Source organism: Chryseobacterium gregarium DSM 19109, from assembly GCF_000430845.1.
Classification (GTDB): Bacteria; Bacteroidota; Bacteroidia; order Flavobacteriales; family Weeksellaceae; genus Chryseobacterium; species Chryseobacterium gregarium.
Genome location: NZ_AUMU01000006.1, coordinates 114,911 through 133,907 on the forward strand (window position 1 = coordinate 114,911; position 18,997 = coordinate 133,907).

The 18,997-nt window shown below is 41.3% G+C and carries 14 protein-coding genes; 9 read left to right on the forward strand and 5 right to left on the reverse strand.

What is annotated here, in order from left to right; all coding sequences use genetic code 11:
* Positions 1-5 precede the first annotated feature (5 nt).
* Positions 6-1,433 carry an anthranilate synthase component I family protein gene (locus H561_RS0107215; RefSeq protein ID WP_034761610.1) on the reverse strand — a complete coding sequence of 476 codons (1,428 nt, stop codon included), beginning with the start codon at positions 1,431-1,433 and terminating at the stop codon, positions 6-8.
* 360 nt (positions 1,434-1,793) lie between these two features.
* Between H561_RS0107215 and H561_RS24160 the strand changes: the two genes are divergently transcribed.
* The 4 genes from H561_RS24160 to lysS all read left to right on the forward strand — a co-directional run bounded on the left by H561_RS24160 (position 1,794) and on the right by lysS (position 5,144).
* Entirely contained in the window at positions 1,794-2,018 is a 225-nt protein-coding gene (locus H561_RS24160; protein WP_027386399.1) for a hypothetical protein, read from the forward strand.
* Entirely contained in the window at positions 2,018-2,395 is a 378-nt protein-coding gene (locus H561_RS0107225; protein WP_027386400.1) for a c-type cytochrome, read from the forward strand. Before H561_RS24160 ends, H561_RS0107225 begins: the two co-directional genes overlap by 1 nt.
* A gap of 3 nt (positions 2,396-2,398) precedes the next feature.
* On the forward strand, positions 2,399-3,325 hold the full coding sequence (rlmF, locus tag H561_RS0107230; RefSeq protein ID WP_027386401.1) for a 23S rRNA (adenine(1618)-N(6))-methyltransferase RlmF: 927 nt from the start codon (positions 2,399-2,401) through the stop codon (positions 3,323-3,325).
* A gap of 118 nt (positions 3,326-3,443) precedes the next feature.
* Positions 3,444-5,144: a lysine--tRNA ligase gene (gene lysS / locus H561_RS0107235; RefSeq protein WP_027386402.1), complete on the forward strand. Its 1,701-nt coding sequence runs from the start codon at positions 3,444-3,446 to the stop codon at positions 5,142-5,144.
* 78 nt (positions 5,145-5,222) lie between these two features.
* Here lysS and H561_RS0107240 read toward each other — a convergent pair whose 3' ends face one another.
* Together H561_RS0107240 and H561_RS0107245 are read right to left on the reverse strand one after the other, a co-directional pair.
* The gene (locus H561_RS0107240) at positions 5,223-6,266 is read right to left on the reverse strand and encodes a cytochrome d ubiquinol oxidase subunit II (protein WP_027386403.1); all 1,044 of its coding nucleotides are present in this window, start codon (positions 6,264-6,266) and stop codon (positions 5,223-5,225) included.
* On the reverse strand, positions 6,263-7,606 hold the full coding sequence (locus H561_RS0107245) for a cytochrome ubiquinol oxidase subunit I (protein ID WP_027386404.1): 1,344 nt from the start codon (positions 7,604-7,606) through the stop codon (positions 6,263-6,265). The genes H561_RS0107240 and H561_RS0107245 overlap by 4 nt, the downstream gene beginning before the upstream one ends.
* Before the next feature lie 227 nt (positions 7,607-7,833).
* Here H561_RS0107245 and gyrB point away from each other — a divergent pair, with 227 nt between their 5' ends.
* The 5 genes from gyrB to H561_RS0107270 all read left to right on the forward strand — a co-directional run bounded on the left by gyrB (position 7,834) and on the right by H561_RS0107270 (position 15,616).
* Entirely contained in the window at positions 7,834-9,768 is a 1,935-nt protein-coding gene (gyrB, locus tag H561_RS0107250) for a DNA topoisomerase (ATP-hydrolyzing) subunit B (protein WP_027386405.1), read from the forward strand.
* 225 nt (positions 9,769-9,993) lie between these two features.
* Positions 9,994-11,886, forward strand: coding sequence for a DUF3857 domain-containing protein (locus H561_RS0107255; RefSeq protein WP_027386406.1), 1,893 nt, complete (start codon positions 9,994-9,996; stop codon positions 11,884-11,886).
* 2 nt (positions 11,887-11,888) lie between these two features.
* A complete protein-coding gene (locus tag H561_RS0107260; RefSeq protein WP_027386407.1) occupies positions 11,889-13,820 on the forward strand; it encodes a transglutaminase-like domain-containing protein in 1,932 nt (643 codons plus the stop codon).
* Between the two features lie 78 nt (positions 13,821-13,898).
* Complete coding sequence (locus H561_RS0107265) at positions 13,899-14,720, forward strand: RsiV family protein (RefSeq protein ID WP_027386408.1); 822 nt, start codon at positions 13,899-13,901, stop codon at positions 14,718-14,720.
* Positions 14,721-14,764: 44 nt separating this feature from the next.
* Positions 14,765-15,616 (forward strand): diacylglycerol/lipid kinase family protein, encoded by an 852-nt coding sequence (locus tag H561_RS0107270; RefSeq protein ID WP_027386409.1) that lies wholly within the window; start codon positions 14,765-14,767, stop codon positions 15,614-15,616.
* 175 nt (positions 15,617-15,791) lie between these two features.
* On the opposite strand, the gene H561_RS0107275 is transcribed toward H561_RS0107270, so the two are convergent.
* Positions 15,792-17,072, reverse strand: a complete 1,281-nt coding sequence (locus tag H561_RS0107275) for a dicarboxylate/amino acid:cation symporter (protein ID WP_027386410.1) — start codon at positions 17,070-17,072, stop codon at positions 15,792-15,794.
* Positions 17,073-17,271: 199 nt separating this feature from the next.
* Complete coding sequence (gene ggt / locus H561_RS0107280) at positions 17,272-18,957, reverse strand: gamma-glutamyltransferase (RefSeq protein ID WP_027386411.1); 1,686 nt, start codon at positions 18,955-18,957, stop codon at positions 17,272-17,274.
* Positions 18,958-18,997 lie beyond the last annotated feature (40 nt).

An 18,997-nucleotide genomic window follows, 5' to 3' on the forward strand; every position in this document is an offset into this window, starting at 1 on the left:
TTTTTTTAATAACTGTCAACCAGCTTTTCTGCTTTTTCCACAGCTCTTTTCAGGGCATTCAGTTTATTGTTGACTTCCTGCAGTTCGCTTTCAGGATCCGATTTTGCCACCAGGCCGGCACCGGCCTGATAATACAAAGTATTGTTTTTGCTCAGGAAAGTCCGGATCATGATCGCCTGGTTGCAGGTACCGTTCAGCCCGATCATTCCGATACAGCCGCCGTAATATCCGCGGGAATCTTTTTCATATTGGTCAATCAGCTGCAGCGCTTTATGTTTGGGTGCCCCGCTTAATGTTCCCTGCGGAAAAGTAGTGGCTACCATTTCAAACGGTTTCGTGTTTTCCGGTAGATCGGCGGTAACTTCACTCACCATATGGATGACATGGGAAAAAAGCTGGATTTCCTTAAGTTTGGTAACGGTAACATTCTTTCCCATTTTCCCTAAATCATTCCTGGCCAGATCCACCAGCATGGTATGCTCTGCGTTTTCTTTCGGGTCGTTTTTAAGGGATTCGATAGAGGCAAGGTCGGTGTCAAAGTCTCCTGTCCTTTTGAAGGTTCCGGCTATAGGGTGGATGACCGCTTTGTTATCCTTAATAATCAACTGGCTTTCAGGGCTGGATCCAAATAATTTATAGTTGCCATAGTCAAAAAAGAAAAGGTACGGCGAAGGGTTGATAGTCCGTAAGGCACGGTATACATTAAACTCATCACCGGTAAATTTCTGCTGGAATCTCCTGCTTAAGACCAATTGAAAAACATCGCCTCTCATGCAGTGCTTCTGTGCCGTTTGTACCAGTCCGATATATTCTTCATCCGTAAGGTTGGAAGTCTCTGCCCCGTTTTTCTCGAAAGGATAAATAACGGCATTCTTGTTTTTCATAAGGCTTTCCAGTAAATACCGTTCAGATTTTACACCTTCAATTTGATTTTCAATAAGATGCATTTCATCATTATAGTGATTGACGGCAATCACATACTGATACAGCCTGTATCGGAGAATAGGGATTTCAACTTCCGGACTCTGAGGTTTAAAGGTAAGTTTTTCAAAAAACTGCACGGCATCAAAGCTTGTATATCCAAAGAGGCTCTGTGCGGTTTCTTCTATGGAATCATGCGTCTTTTCACAGTCAAAACTATTGGAGAACTGTTCAAAAACTTCTGCGATGGTCTGGTTGCCGATCAGTTGTTTTACAGGTTCCTGCTGAGGGAATTTTATTTCATACTCAGTCAGGTTTTTTATTTCAATCCCGGCAATCGCATTAATGGCAATAAATGAAAAGTTATTGTCCATATTTTTAGCATCCGAGCTTTCCAGAAGAATGGTATCTCTGAACCGGTCACGCATCTGCAGGTAAATACTCATGGGAGTCTGCAGGTCACCGAGTGTTTTTTTGGAAACGGTTTTAATTTTTATTTTTTTACTGAACATCACAGGGTATTTTTTAAATGGGTATAAATAAAAAAGACTTCAACGGTGATCCGTCAAAGTCTTTTATTATATTGCTTTATTATTTCTTTTGTAAGATGAATTAACAGCACGACAATAGCTTCAGACCCGACGAAGAGTGTGAAAGCCACCACCAAATATTATTGCTGTTAGTAAACATAGGACAAATGTATATAATTTTTTTTATACAAAAAACAAAAATGGGAAAAAATAAAAACCTAAGTTTTCATCTGTTGCTTTATTGATCGTTTTTACAGGCAAGTATCTTGTAAAATACGCACAAGTCATCATCTTTAACATTTATTTTTTATATTTTTGCTTAATAATTTTAATAAAGAAAAAATGAAAAAAGTATTAGCGATCGCATTTATCGGAGGTTTACTGGCTGTCAGCTGCTCAAAAAAGCCTGATCATGATTTACAGGACAGCAACACGATGTTGGCTGAACCGGAGGCCCCTACGGTAGTGGATTCCAGCGCAACAACCCGTGAAACTCCTGAGGCTGACGTAAATGCTGCCATGTCGGTTCCTGCTAACGAAGCTAAAGCAGATACCCTTACGAAATAATGAAAAAACTGTTTTTGGCAGGAAGCTTGGCACTGCTTGTTTTTTCCTGTTCTAAAAAAGACAATACTCCGGTGGAAGGTACACCCTCTGAAACGGCAGGAATGCAGGATTCCGGAAGCAAAAGCCTTTCAGGGGACCAGATTATTGAGGCGCTGGACTGTTCCGGCTGCCATTCGGTTAACGAGAGAATGGTAGGGCCTTCTTATCAGGAAATCGCAGATAAGTATTCTGATCAGGATACCGAAATGCTGGCTTCCAAAATCATAGAAGGCGGAAGCGGGGTCTGGGGAAATGTCCCGATGGCTGCCCATCCACAGGTGTCCAAAGAAGATGCTAAAAAAATGGTGGGATATATTTTGTCTTTGAAGAAAAAGTAACACATGTCTGCCGAAAAATCCAGTCTGCACACAAGAAACCTGCATCGTGATCCTTATGATTTTGATCGGCTTATTTCTTGTGTGCCGGAACTGAAGCCGTATGTTTTTATTAATTCTTATCAGACGGCAACTATCAATTTCAGCCTTCCGAAAGCTGTAAAATTACTTAATAAAGCTTTATTGCAGTCTTTTTACGAGGTTAAGGATTGGGATATCCCCGAGGCTAATCTTTGTCCGCCTATTCCTGGCCGGGCAGATTATGTGCATTATATTGCAGATTTACTGGCTGGACAGAAGGAGATTCCTATAGGAACGTCTGTGAAAGGTCTTGATATCGGGGTAGGGGCCAATCTCATCTATCCTTTGATTGCCCACCGGTCGTACGGCTGGAGCATGATCGGAGTTGATAGTAACAAAGATTCTCTGGAAAATGCCCGGAATATCCTGGATCATAATCCTGATTTTCTTCCTGCAGTCGAATTAAAATACCAGCCCGAACCCAAACATATATTTACAAATATTGTTGATCCTGAAGACCGGTTTGCATTTTCCATATGCAATCCTCCTTTTCATGATTCTGAAGAAGCCGCTTTAAAGGGAAACCTCAGAAAAACAAAGAACCTTAATAAAAAAATCGTCCGAAAGCCTTTGCTTAATTTCGGAGGACAGTCTTCCGAACTGTGGTGTGAAGGCGGCGAACTGGCTTTTATCACAACCATGATCAATGAAAGTGTTTTGTATTCCTCACAGGTTCTCTGGTTTACCTGCCTGGTATCGAAAAAGGATAATTTATTTAAGCTGACTTCGCTTTTAAAAAAGCATAAAGCTTTAGAATTCAAAATTATAGATATGGCCCAAGGCCAGAAAATAAGCAGGATATTAGCCTGGACTTTTATTTCCCCACGCCATCGTAAAGATTGGTTTCTATAACGGTGGTTGACCGATCATGCAGAGTTGCTTTGATATGAAATAAATTATATTTCTGAGAAAAGGCATTGACCATCAATTCAAAAATCGTTAATTTTGCACGTTATTTTAAATATATACAATGCAATTATCAGAACAGGAAATAATCCGGAGAGAAAAGCTGAACAAGCTTGTTGAAATGGGGATCAATGCATTCCCGGCAGAGGAATATGTAATTACAGATACCACAGAATCTATAAAACAGGATTTCGCTGAAAGTAAACAGGTAAAGATTGCAGGAAGGCTTATGTCAAGAAGGATTCAGGGCAAAGCTTCTTTTGCTGAGTTACAGGATTCTACGGGCAAAACTCAGGTATATTTTAACAGGGACGAGATCTGTACGGGAGATGACAAGACTTTATACAATGAAGTCTACAAGCATCTTCTGGATATCGGTGATATCATCGGTGTGGAAGGGGAACTGTTCACTACGCAGGTAGGGGAAAAAACCGTTCTGGTAAAAAACTTTACCCTTTTAACCAAATCTTTACGTCCGCTTCCGCAGGCAAAGACCGATGATAACGGTGTCGTGCATGATGCATTCAACGATCCGGAATTAAGATACAGGCAGCGTTATGTGGATTTAACGGTAAATCCTCAGGTAAAAGAGGTTTTCGTGAAAAGAACAAAACTGTTCAACGCGATGAGAACATTCTTTAATGAAGCAGGTTATTTTGAAGTGGAAACCCCGATCTTACAGTCGATTCCCGGCGGAGCGGCAGCAAGACCATTTATCACGCACCACAATGCCCTGGATATTCCGTTATATTTAAGAATCGCCAACGAATTATATTTAAAGAGACTGATCGTAGGTGGTTTTGACGGGGTCTATGAATTCTCAAAAAACTTCAGGAATGAAGGGATGGACAGAACGCACAACCCGGAATTTACCGCCATGGAAATCTATGTAGCCTACAAAGATTACAACTGGATGATGGATTTCACGGAGAAATTATTGGAATTCTGCGCCGTTCAGGTCAACGGAACAACAAAAGCTACTTTCGGTGAACATGAAGTTGATTTCAAAGCACCATATGAAAGGATATCTATGACGGATGCGATCCTGAAATTCACAGGTTTCGATATCACAGGAAAAACCGAGCAGGAATTATTTGATTTTGCAAAATCGATCGGGATTGAAGTGAACGGAACCATGGGCAAAGGAAAATTAATCGATGAAATCTTCGGTGAAAAATGCGAAGGGAACTTTATCCAGCCGACTTTCATCACCGATTACCCGATAGAAATGTCGCCTTTAACTAAAAAACACCGAACCAAAGAAGGGCTTACAGAGCGTTTTGAGCTGATGGTTTGTGGCAAAGAAATCGCCAATGCCTATTCCGAGCTGAATGACCCGATCGATCAGCGGGAGCGCTTTGAAGAGCAGCTGAAATTAGCCGAAAAAGGAGATGATGAAGCAGGGCAGTTTATTGATGAGGATTTCCTGAGAGCGTTGGAATACGGAATGCCGCCAACGTCAGGATTGGGAATCGGAATGGACAGGCTGATCATGTTCTTAACCAACAACGCATCCATCCAGGAAGTACTGTTCTTCCCTCAGATGAAACCTGAAAAAACAGTTCCTCAGATTGAACTGGGCGAGGATGAAAAAGTAATCCTTGAAATTTTAAATTCCCGGGAAGAAGCATTTTCACTCGCTGAGGTGAAGGAAAGAAGCCAGTTGTCCGGTAAAAAATGGGATAAAGCTTCTAAGACTCTGACCAAGAATAATCTGGTAAAAGTGGAAAAAATTGATGAAAATGTATTAATGAAATTGATTTAATATATATCACATATAATAAGAAATCCTCTGCAGAATTTAACTGCAGAGGATTTTTTTGTTTGATATAATAAATTGATTTTATTTAATCGGTGTTTCAGGTCTTGCGGTTTCCTTTAACTGTCTTCGCTGTTTGCTGAAAGAAAGCATCAGGTAAAACAAGAACGGCAGAATAAAAACGGAACCTAGCATCAGCGCCCATCCCAATGCGGAGATCGTCTTCGGAGCGGCAATATGTTCCAGTAAAGAAAGGTGCTGGCCATTGGAAAACAGGATGATGTTGGGATTATGTTGATAAGTGGCCGCAACCAGAATCATGATGATCTGAAATCCGGCCAGGGCCCGTACGGGAAGCAGTTTTCTTATGTGCATGGCCCTGAGAATCAAACCTAAAGAAATAGTGGCAAAAAAGGTGGCCATGATTCCCAAAGGCTTTGAAAAGACCCACATGACCAGAGGGATGTCAGAAAGATAAGCCGCCAGAAAAACAAGGAGGCCGGTGATCACCACAAAAATCATGGTTTGTTTTGACTTTTTAATCATCAGGCTTAATTCCATACGGTCTATCGTTTCCCTTAATGCGAATATTGAAGCAAGATAAGCGCAGATGGAAGCGGTAAACAATCCTACGGCAACCCCAAACCAGTTCAGCCAGCTGAAAATATACAGATCTAAAAAATTGTCTGCATTGGGATTGATAGACCGTGAAATAGTTGCCGCGGCAATCAATCCTAAAAAGAAAGGAGTCAGCAGGCTTGAAAAGTAAAAGATCTGATTATAGACTTTCTGCCAGTCGTCCTTTACCGCATCATAATGCCTGAACGTGAATGCCGTTCCCCTGGCAATAATCCCGATCAGCATTAAAACCAGCGGAATGTGAAGATAGGTGGAAAGGGTAGTGTACACTTCCGGAAACCCTACAAAAAGAATAACAATCGCAATAATCAGCCACATATGGTTGGCTTCCCATACCGGAGCAATAGCTTCATACATGATGGTCTGTGTTTTAGGGCGGTTCTTATCCTTGGTAAAAAGCTCCACAATTCCGGCCCCGAAATCTGCCCCGCCTAAAATAACATAAAGGCAGATAGCCAGCCAGAGGAAACCTATAACGACGTAAATCATGATTTTGTGTTTTTAGGATTAAACTGAGGGTCGGTAGGGTCATACAACTTTGGAACCATCTTGATCTGTCTTGTTAACAGGAAAACGATCACCAAAGACAATGAAACGAAAACGGCCGTGAAAAAATAGAAAGAATACTGGATCCCTGGCATCGGCGTTACCGCGTCAACGGTTCTCATAATCCCGTAGATAATCCAGGGCTGCCTCCCGACTTCCGTTACCGTCCAGCCTGCTTCCAGGGCAATGTACCCGAAAGGCATGGCGATTAAAAATGTTTTCAGCAGCCATCTTCTGTCCAGCCATTCTTTTCTGAAGAATAAAGCGTACAGATAAATCATTCCGATAATAATCATCACCACACCGAAGAAAATCATAATCTGAAAGGCATAGTGCACCACGGCAACAGGCGGCCATTCATCCCGGGGGAAATCATTCAGTCCTTTCACTTCATGGTTGAAATCGTTGGAGACCAAAAAGCTTAATACTTTCGGGATCTTTATTGCGTATTTTATTTCACCTCTTTCCTCATCAGGAATTCCGCCGATGACAAAAGCGGCTCCTCTTTCTGTTTTGAAATGGGCTTCCATGGCAGCCAGTTTGATGGGTTGCCTTTCAGCGACGGATTTTGCTGCAGTATCCCCGCTGAGAGGGGCTCCGAATGCTCCGATCATGGCGAAGCCTGCGGCAATCCTGAACGCTTTGGTATGAAATTCAACATTTTTCTTTTTTAAAATCAGGAATGCATGGACGCCTGCCACGGCAAATCCCGTAGCACAGAAAGCAGCAACGCTCATATGAAGAGCCTGTGAAAACCAGGCGTCGTTAAACATGGCTTTTATCGGGTCTATATTCAGGTATTGCCCGTTGATATAATCAAATCCTGCGGGGGAATTCATCCATGCATTGGCAGCGACTACCAGGATTCCGGAAGCCAGTCCGCTTATGCCGACCAGAAATCCGCAGAACCAGTGGAACCACTTGTTGAAACGGTCCCATCCGTAAAGGAAAAAACCGATCGCAATGGCTTCGATAAAAAATGCGGTTCCTTCCAGGGAAAAAGGCATCCCGAAAATCGGTCCCGCATGCTTCATGAAGTTGGGCCAGAGCAATCCTAATTCAAAGGAAAGCATTGTTCCGGAAACGGCTCCGACGGCAAAAAGGATGGCAACACCTTTGCTCCAGGCTTTGGTGAGACCTTTGTATACTTCATTTTTTGTTTTCAGATATTTCCAGTGGGCAAAAGCCATCAGAAAAGGCATCACCATACCGACACACGAAAAAATAATATGGAATCCAAGTGACATGGCCATCTGCGCACGGGCTGCAAGAAAATCGTCCATCATATCAAATTTTAATCAAATAAATGTAAGCATAAATTAAAGATATCCGGTATGATTTACAACAGTATCGCTTTAAAGAATAGATTTTAACTTTGGTGTTTTTTGGAATAAATCACTTTGCATTCCCGGGAAAAATCAGTGTTTTTTGACATATTTTAACTTTCATATCCCGAAAAAAATCACGATATTTGTGGGTCTTTGCATTAGGCGAAAACATTATTTTTTATATGAGTCAAAAACAATATACAGCTAGCAGTATCCAGGCCTTAGAAGGTATGGAACACGTTCGATTAAGACCATCTATGTACATTGGTGATGTAGGCGTAAGAGGTCTTCATCATTTGGTTTATGAAGTGGTAGATAACTCTATTGATGAAGCTTTAGCAGGATACTGTGATACTATTTTAGTAACCATTCATAAAGGAGAGAGTATCTCTGTAAAAGATAACGGGAGAGGTATTCCGGTAGACCTGCACGAAAAGGAACAGAAATCGGCTCTTGAGGTGGTAATGACCAAAATCGGGGCCGGAGGAAAATTTGATAAAGATTCTTACAAAGTTTCCGGAGGGCTTCACGGAGTCGGGGTTTCCTGTGTGAATGCACTTTCCACTTTATTGGTCGCTACGGTAAGCCGTGACGGTAAATTATATCAGCAAAAATATTCCGAAGGAAAAGCATTGACCCAGGTTGATGAGATAGGGACTACCGATGAAAGAGGAACGGAAGTTTTCTTTCAACCGGACGGTACGATTTTCCAGGAACTGGTTTACAATTATGATACGCTTGCTGCAAGACTGCGCGAGCTTGCCTTCCTGAACAAAGGGATCACCATTACTTTAGTGGACGAAAGAGAACCTAATGACGACGGAACATTTGCTTTTGAAATTTTCCATTCTGACGGAGGTTTAAGGGAATTTGTTGAATACATCGATGGAAACCGTGAATCTATTATGGAGAATGTGATCTTCATGGAGGGGGAAAGAGATGATATTCCGGTGGAAGTGGCCATGCGGTATAATACCTCGTTCAATGAGAATCTTCACTCCTATGTCAATAATATCAATACCCATGAAGGAGGTACTCACCTGGCGGGTTTCAGGCGTGCGCTGACGAGGACCTTAAAGAAATATGCTGATGATCTGGGGATTCCCCAAAAAGAAAAAGTGGAGATTACCGGAGACGATTTCCGTGAGGGACTGACTGCCGTGATTTCTGTAAAAGTCATGGAGCCTCAGTTTGAAGGACAGACCAAAACGAAATTAGGAAACTCTGAAGTTTCAGGGGCAGTAGATAAAATCGTAGGGGAAATGCTGACCAACTTCCTGGAAGAAAATCCTAACGAAGCAAAAATCATTGTTCAGAAAGTTGTCTTAGCGGCAAAAGCCAGACAGGCTGCTAAAAAAGCCAGGGAAATGGTTCAGAGAAAATCCCCGATGGGTGGTTCCGGGCTTCCCGGAAAATTATCTGACTGCTCATCCAAAGATCCGGCTGAATCTGAACTCTTCCTTGTAGAGGGAGATTCCGCGGGAGGAACGGCAAAACAGGGGCGTGACCGTTTTTTCCAGGCCATCCTTCCGTTGAGAGGTAAGATTCTTAATGTTGAGAAATCAATGCTTCACAAAGTATATGACAACGAAGAGATCAAAAATATTTATACCGCGCTTGGGGTTTCTGTAGGAACTGAAGAAGACAGTAAGGCATTGAACATTGCCAAATTAAGATATCATAAAGTGGTGATCATGACCGATGCTGATATTGACGGATCTCACATTTCTACCTTGATCCTGACTTTCTTCTTCAGGTATATGAAAGAACTGATTGAGAACGGATATATCTATATCGCTCAGCCGCCTTTGTATCTGTTGAAGAGAGGAAACAAGAAAATTTATGCCTATAACGAAAAGGAACGGGAAGAGTTTACCCTGGAAATGTCTCCGGACGGAAAAGGGGTAGAAGTTCAGCGTTATAAGGGTCTTGGAGAAATGAACCCGGAACAGCTTTGGGAAACTACGCTTAATCCTGAAAACAGAATCCTGAAACAAGTAACCATTGATAATGCCGTAGAAGCAGACAGTGTTTTCTCTATGCTGATGGGAGACGAAGTTCCGCCAAGAAGAGAATTCATCGAGAAAAATGCCAAGTACGCGAAAATCGATGCTTAGATAAAATCTTTAAACCTAATAAAAAAGACTTCAGAAATGGAGTCTTTTTTTGTTTTTATATGATGTTGAATATTATGGTGGGAAAACAAAGAAACCATCTGTTAAAATATTTTTTTAAGTTAGAAATTTATTTATCAGTTCCTTTCATGATTTTATACCTTATTCATCAAAAATTAATTTCAGCAGTCCTTAAGATTTCATTACTTTTGCTAAATTTTAATAACCATGATGAAAATATTCTGTATTGGGGCCCTTTCGATAGCTTCCTTATACCATTCACAGAACTTCCCGGTTTCTGCCATTCCTGAAAACTTGAAGAAGAATGCAGATGCCGTTATCAGGAAAGACTTTACAACAATCCAGATCAATAAAATTGATGATATAAAATACCAGTATTATACAGTAACTACAGTGCTTAATAAAGACGGGGATTCAGATGCCCAGGTTTTTATACCTTATGAAAAAGGGGATAATATTTCTGATATAAAAGTCAATATCTATGATGAATCCGGAAAAAAAATAAAATCATACACAAAGTCGGATTTCGGAGATTTTGCGAATAACAATCAGGGAACTTTTTATTCGGATAACAGGGTCATGGCTTTATCATATACACCGACACAATATCCTTATACTATCGAGTTTACGTATCAGATCGGTGATGAAAATACCGTTTTTATGCCGGATTTCATGCCTTTCAGATCTACTAAGGTTTCTTTGGAAGAATCGCAGATGAAAATCATCAACAAATCAGGGATAGAGCTTAAAACAAAAACATATCCGTCAAAATATAATTACGCTGCCGTTACCGAAAGTGAAAATGCGGGCGAAAAACTGTATATCTATAAAAATGTTCCGGCGATAGATGATAGCAATCTGTTGCCGCAACCTGAAAAAATTCTGCCAAAAGTAAGTTTTGCGTTAACCCGATTTAATTTAGAGGGCAAACAGGGAACAATCAGCAATTGGAAAGATTTCGGAACCTGGTATTACCAGAATATCTTACAGCCTGTTTTTGTCTCTACTCCATCCATTAAAGCAGAAGTTGCAGCTTTGAACCTGCAGGGAAGTACGGAAGAAAAAGTAAAGACACTGTATCAGTATATGCAGAGCAAAACGAGGTACATTTTTGTTGCCCTGGGAATCGGCGGGTGGCAGCCGATGCTGCCTGATGAAGTACAGAAAAAGGGTTACGGAGACTGCAAGGGGCTTACTACCTACATGAAAACGTTGTTAGATGAAGCAGGAATTCCTTCTTATTACTGTAAAATCAATTCGGGGCCTTCGAATATTTCTTTCGATCCTGATTTCCCTAAAATGGGCGGGAACCATATTATTCTGATGGTTCCGGCTGAAAAAGGAAATATCTGGCTTGAAAATACTTCCCAGCAGATCGCATTCAATCACTTAGGGTATACCACAACGGATAGGAATGTACTTATGGTTAAAAAAGAGGGTATTGAGATTATGTATACTCCTTCTTATACGGCAGATCAGAACAAAGAACGGCAGCTGTTAAAAATAAAGCTTAATGAAGACAACAGTATTTCAGGGGAAGGTAGCTTTTCATACACCGGGATTCAGTATGATAACAACCTGGTATTGTCTGCCATGGCTCCGAGAGAAAGAAACGAAGCTGTAAAAAGCCTTATGGATATTTTGAATTTCGAAAAAATTGAGATGAAAAACTTCCTGAATGATAGAGACCACGCAGTTGCAAAATTTGATCTTGATTTTAAAGCCGGCAATTACTCTAAAAATGCAGGCAGCAGCATCATTTTCAGGGCAGTGCCGATTTATTCGAACCAAATATACAAAACTGATGAAAACAGAGAACTGCCTTTTGAACTGAGACAGTCTTTTGAAGATGAATATGAAATCAATTTTGCACTTCCTAAAAATTATAAGATAGATGAAGTTCCTGATAATGTTTTGCTTAATTCAGAATTTGGAACCTATACACTGAGTTTTGTAAAAAATGGTGATGAACTGAAAGTGAACAGAACCATCAGAATCAATAAAGGACTTTATCCGAAGGAAAAATACAACGATTACGTTAATTTCAGAAAAAAAACAATCAACATAGACAATTCAAAAATTCTAATTTCTAAGATCTAACCATGAAAAAAATACTTCTTCTGGCATTGTGCTCATTGAATTTTATGTTTCTTGAAGCACAGAAGCACCAGTTCCTTGAGCCTCCCGCCTTCAGTGATGCGGATTTATCAAAGCAGAAATCAGCGCTGGATGAAAATGCCCCGGCAGAAATTTTGTACAAATCCCTGCATTTCAGTGTCGATAACAATACGGGCAACCTGATAAAAAAAGCATTTTACAGGGTGAAGATCTATGACAAGGATAAAGCGGAAGACTGGCTGAATCTTGAGATCCCCCTTTATCAGAGTGGGAGCAGTCAGGAAACACTTTCCAAAATGAAGGCTTTTACCTATAACTTTGAAAACGGAGCTTCAGTGGCAACAAAAGTTGATAAAAGCTCAAAGTATAAAAGCAAGGAAAGCAAGTATGTTTCCATTACAAAATTTGCCTTTCCGAATGTGAAAAACGGTTCGGTCATCGAATACCAGTATGAAGTGAATTCTCCGTTTCTGTTTATTGTTCCTGAAATATTAATTGAAACGGATACACCATCTTTATATACCGAATATGTACTGGATAGTCCTTCCAGTATTGCCTACAATGTAAACTATACAGGCTTTCTGAACCCTAAATACCGGCAGGTTGATGAAAAGATGATGTATGGTGTAAGCTATAGAACCTATAGGTTCGGCTATGAAAACGTAAAAGGCTTTAAAAGTGAAAAGTTTATTAATAATGACAGGAACTACCGGACAAAAATAAGCGCAGAACTGCATTCCACCAATTTTAAGGAACTCAAACTGTATTCCTCCTCTTGGGAGCAGATCAAAGAAAGGCTGTATGAAAACGAGGACTTCGGAGGGGAACTGAAGAAAACCAGACTGGCAAAAGAATATATGCCTGCCGGGATTTCAGGAATGCATGACGAAAAGGCAAAAGCAGACGCGGTCTTTAATTATGTAAAAAATACGTTCACATGGAATAAAGACAGGGGTATTTACGCCGAAGACGGCATCAAAAAAATGCTGGAAACAAAAACCGGGAATGCTGCCGAGATCAATCTTTTTCTGATCATGATGCTTCGTGAAGCAGGAATCAAAGCCGACCCACTTGCCATTTCTACGGTAAGCAACGGCCTCATCAATATGGCATCACCCAACATTTCCAATATGAACTTTGTGATTGCCGCCGTTCAGGCAAAAGACGGGTTCCACTTATATGATGCTACGGCAAAACAGTCTTCAATGGACCAGCTGCCTCCGAGGGACTGGAACCAGTTCGGGATTCTGATGGCCAAAGAAAAAGTACAGCAGTTATCGATGGTCAATGCCAAAACGAGCTTTACTTACCTGACGGCAGAGGCCAAAATCAATGATGACGGAAGTATTTCAGGAACGTATTCCGATCGCGATACAGGAACCTATGCCATGTTTGCCAAGGAAAATTATGATGACAATGCCGATAAATACAAAAAGCAGTACAAGGACAACTTTGCCATAGATTTTACCGGTATAGATTCCAAAGTACTGGAAAACGGTGATTTTGAAAGTACCATGAAGTTCTCTTCGGATAACCTGATTGATAAAATCGGGAAGAAGATGATTATTAACCCGATGCTTTTTTTGAGCAAAAGCTCCAATGAATTTGATCAGACAGAAGCACGGAAATACCTGATCGACTTCACTTCTCCCTTCACACGGGTGAAAAAGATTGTTCTGGAAATTCCGGAAGGCTATACTGTTGAAGAAATGCCTAAAAGCAAAAGAATAGTGACAGAAGATAAAGAAATTGAATACAGCTATATCGCAGAGCAGAAAGGCAAAACCATAGAAGTTATTTCTACGACAAAAATTTTAAGCCCGAATTATCCCAAAGAATATTATCCGGCATTCAGGCAGATCTGGGGCGTGGCCTCTAAGCAGGAAAACCAGGTGATAAGTCTGGTGAAGAAATAAAAACCGTCAACTTTTAAAATAAGTCTGAAACCATTCATTTTTTGAATGGTTTTTGCATATCAGAAAGAAAATCCAATTATGAAAAATACCTTTGCCATTCTGACGTTATCCTCTTTCTTTATTTTTTCTGCCTGTAAAAAGTCTGACATCCATACGGAGACTGCCAAAACTGAAGTTGATCAAAAGCAATTTACGATTGATTCAGTAAGAGTTAACGACTCCATTCAGGTCAGTGATTCCCTGAAGATCAGGTATTATTCCATGATGCTGGTTTTTCCGGCGATTAAAGATAAAAAACTGTTGGACAGCATTTATTTCGGGGATAAAAATATTCAGGATTTTTCTAAAAAAGGACTTCAGGCCCTGCTTGAAAAAAATAAGAACGAATATTTCAGCCGGGTTAAAAAAGAGTCAAAGGACTTTCTTTCAGATCTTACCTTTTCACAGGAATGGTATTCCGATATGGGCATGAATATGAAATCAAATATCCATGATTATCTTCACATTGAGTATGTGTGGGGCTCCTATGAAGGTGGCGCGCATGACAATTACGGATTTTCAGAAAGGGTATTCGACCTGAAAAACAATAAAAAAGTTGACCTGAAAGATATCACCTCGATGCCTAAAGGTAAACTGGAAGCCCTGCTGATTAAAAACATCAATAAAATAAACAGTGGAACAACCGATGAAAGCGGGAAAGTCAACAATTCGGAAATGCTTCTGGTGGACACAGTGCCGGCTTCCGAAAATTTTTATTTTGATGACAAAAACCTGTATTTCCATTACAGCCCTTATGAAATTGCCGCTTTTGCTGCCGGAGACATAACCATTCCAGTTTCGTGGCAGGAACTTGAAGGTACCTTGAATCCTGCATTTAAAGAAAGAATGAAAATTAAGTAATATTAATGCTTCCCGGTCCGGAAGCATTTTTTAATTTTGCAGCAATGGAAAAAGTTGCCTTCATCATCAATCCCTTTTCGGCAAAGAAGAATTATCAGCCGTTCCTCAATGAGCTGAAAACAAAGATAAAAGATCCTTTGTATTATATTTCAGAATCCATTCCCGGAACGAATGAATTTATCCAGATGCATTTAGAGGATGTGGATATTTTCGTTGCGATCGGTGGTGATGGCACCATTTCAACCGTGGCAAAAAATATCATTCATACGGAAAAGATCCTGGCTATTTTTCCGGCCGGTTCCGGCAACGGATTTTCCAACGAAACGAAATTCAGCAAGAACCTGGATGAGCTGCTGGAAAAACTCAAGGTGAAAAATTCCAGGAAAATTGATACTTTCACAGTCAACGGTCTGCTTTCCATCAATGTCTCCGGGACCGGCTTCGACGGAAAAGTAGTGAAGGAGTTTGAAAAGACGACCCGCGGGTTTAAAAATTACATCAGGGTTTCCCTTAAAACATTTTTTAGTTATAAACCGATCAAGCTTAAATTTTTAAACGAAGAGTATAAGCAATACAACGGGAAATATCTGATGGTTAACATCGCCAACACCCGGCAGTTCGGAAACAACGCTTACATTGCGCCTCAGGCAAGCAAAAGCGACGGCCTGGTGGATATGGTCCTGGTAAAAAAGTTCCCATTGACGTATTCTGCCCTTTTCGCCTTCAGAATGTTTACGAAGAAATTAAAAGACGACCATTATATCACTTACCTGCCGGTTTCCGACGTGGAATTTAAGGTAAATACCAAAAACTGGCATCTGGACGGAGAATTCAATAAAATAAAATCACCTGTTCATGTTAAAGTTCAGCCCTCCAGTCTTAAGATTTTAGTTTAAGTTATTGCAGAGAGCGAGAAAAGGATGCCATCCTAAAATATTACCTGCTACAACTTAACCATTATATTTTTTAGGAGCCGTTCCTGCTTTCCGTTGCAATCTTTTTCTTCAAAAAAGGATTTTCACTGCAATCAGGGCTGGGATTTTGCCTGTAAAATATCAGCCGGTGGGATTATCAGACTTCCAGTTTTTTCTCCACTTCATTCGGATGATCCAGGCAATACTGCAGCTGCTCCTTATCCAGCTGTTTTTCCCAGTTGGCCACTACAACGGTAGCCACGGAGTTCCCGATTACATTCGTCAAGGCACGGCATTCACTCATGAATTTATCAATCCCTAAAATAAGGGTCATCCCTGCAATAGGGATTTCCGGAACGACGGCTAAGGTGGCTGCCAGGGTTACAAATCCGGCACCGGTAACTCCCGCTGCTCCTTTTGAGCTCAGCATGGCAACCAGAAGCAGGATGATCTGCTTTTCAATCGGAAGATGGATATCAAGAGCTTGGGCAATAAAAAGGGAGGCCAGCGTCATGTAAATATTGGTGCCGTCAAGATTGAATGAATATCCGGTCGGGACTACCAGTCCGACAATCGCTCTGGAACAGCCTGCCTTTTCCAGTTTTTCCATAATTCCAGGAAGGGCAGATTCAGAAGAGCTGGTTCCCAAAACCAGTAAAAGCTCTTCCTTCAGATAATATATCAGCTTGAATATATTAAAACCGTTGTACCGGGCAACTGCACCCAGTACCACCACCACAAACAGCGCAGATGTGACATAAAAAGTACCGACCAGAAAAATAAGGTTTAAAACAGAATGAAGGCCATACTTGCCGATGGTGAATGCCATCGCTCCAAAAGCGCCGATAGGGGCCAGTTTCATCAGCATGTGGACAATTTTAAAAACGGGAGCCGAAAGTTCCTGTAAAAAATCGGTTACTTTACGGCTTTTTTCTTTTGTCAATACCAGGGCAACTCCCATCAAGACAGACACCAGCAATACCTGAAGGATATTTTCCCCGACCAGCGGACTGAATAAAGTTTCGGGAATGATATTCATAATAAAGCCGGTGAGGGTAGATTCGTGGGCTTTCTGCTGGTATTGAGAAACATCTCCTGAAAGACTGGCCGGATCAATGTGCAGACCGTGGCCGGGCTGAAGGATATTCCCCACAATCAAACCGATAATTAACGCCAGGGTAGAGAATGTAATGAAATAGATCATGGCTTTAACAGCAATCCTTCCCACTTTTTTCAGGTCAGTCATGTGCGCGATCCCCAACGTAAGGGTAATGAAAATCACAGGGGCAATGATCATTTTTACCAATCGGATAAACCCGTCGCCTAAAGGCCTCATCTTTTCACCGAGTTCAGGATAAAACCTTCCTAAAAGAATCCCCGCAACAATGGCAATGATGACTTGGAAATAAAGCTGCTGATAAAGTTTTTTTGTTTTCAATGAGATTGTTTTAAGCCTGAAAAATAAGAAAATTACCTGAAAATATGATCGGTATCCTGTAAAGTTTCGGCGGGCCCGGAGCCCCCGCCGAAACTGATGAATGATTACCAGTTAACCGAATATCGAATTTCCCTTGGTTTTACAGCGCTGAAATTAAAATATAAAGGTAAACCCCTAAAACAGGCAGTACAGATCAAACTCATTCCACCGCTACGGAATCGTCGCCACGGCCATCGGCAACGGCATGAATGGTGCCGTTATCATCAACAAGAATCATTTCCGTCCTGCCGATCTGGTCCCGGTTTTCGGCTTTGTAACCGAGTTTTTCCAGATCCTTAACGGTCGTTTCAGGAAAATTCTTTTCAAAAGCAACCGTGTCGGGAAGCCACTGATGGTGGAATTTTGGAGCGTTTACAGAAGCATTGGCATTTAATTTAAAATCAATTACATTAACAATGGACTGATAAACGGAGGTGGGGATCGTAGTTCCGCCCGGCGTTCCCACGATCAGGTAGGGCTTCCCGTTCTTCAGGACGATCGTTGGGGTCATGGATGAAAGCATTCTTTTATTCGGACGGATCGAGTTGGCCTCGCCGCCTATAGCCCCGAACATATTCGGGACTCCCGGTTTTATGGAGAAATCATCCATTTCATTATTCAGGAAAAATCCCGCTCCGGAAACAACGACCTTACTTCCGTATAAACCGTTTAATGTTGTGGTAACCGCTGCTGCATTTCCTTCCCTGTCAAGCACGGAGATGTGGGTGGTTTCGGTAGATTCCCCGGGCAGCTTTATAATTTTGCCGACTTCAGAGCTTGGAGTCGCTTTATTGAAACTGAAGCTTTTCCATCTGTTTTTAAGGTAGGGGTCGGAAATTAAATAAGCCGTCTGATCATCAATAAAATCCGGGTCGCCCATATATTCTGCCCGGTCAGCAAACGCCCGCCTTTCTGCTTCTACCATAACCTGAACGGCTTGGGTAGAATTCTGCTGATATTTCTCAAGATTTTCATAGCCTGCCATAGTAAGCATCTGTGCCAGCAAAATTCCGCCGCTTGAAGGCAACGGCATCGAAACCACCGTATGCGCTTTGTAGTCAAATTCCAGTGCCTTTCGTTCTACGGCTTTGTAGTTTTTAAGATCTTCCGGTGAGATAATCCCGTTTCCTTTTTTCATTTCAGCAGCCAGAAGTCCGGCGGTTTTGCCTTCATAAAAACCTTGCTTACCCTGTTTCCGGATTAATTTCAGGGTTTCCGTCAGCTCTTTCTGAATCAGGATATCACCTGCTTTCCATGGGATATTTTTTACAAAGGCTATTGGAGAGGTATTATGTTTCTGGAAATTGGCTTTATTGGCATTTAATAAATCCGCTTCCTGTTGGGTAATGGCAAATCCTTTTTCTGCCAGGTCAATCGCAGGGCGAATGAGCTGATCCATCGGCAGCCTGCAGTATTTTAAAGTGGCAAAAAATCCGGCCACGCTTCCCGGGACTCCCGAAGCCAGTCTGCCATTTTGCGAAAGGTCTGTGTCAGCTTTTCCGTTTTTATCAACATACATATCGTGCGTTGCCTTCTGAGGTGCGGTTTCACGATAATCTATAGTAAATTTCTCACCGTTGTTTTTGACACCGACTAAAAATCCGCCGCCACCGATATTTCCGGCCTGCGGGTAAACAACAGCTAAGGCGTATTGTGTTGCAACAATGGCATCATAGGCATTTCCGCCCATTTTAAGGATTTCAGCACCTGCTTCACTGGCAAGGGGATGCGCCGAAACTACAACCCCTTTATTCTTTACCTTCACTTCTTTGATAATGCTGATGTCAGTGTACTGGGCTGAAAATGTGCAGGAAAACATTATGAATATAAAAAATGTTTTTTTCATGAGCAGATTTTGTAACCGAATTTACAATTTTGTTTTAAGA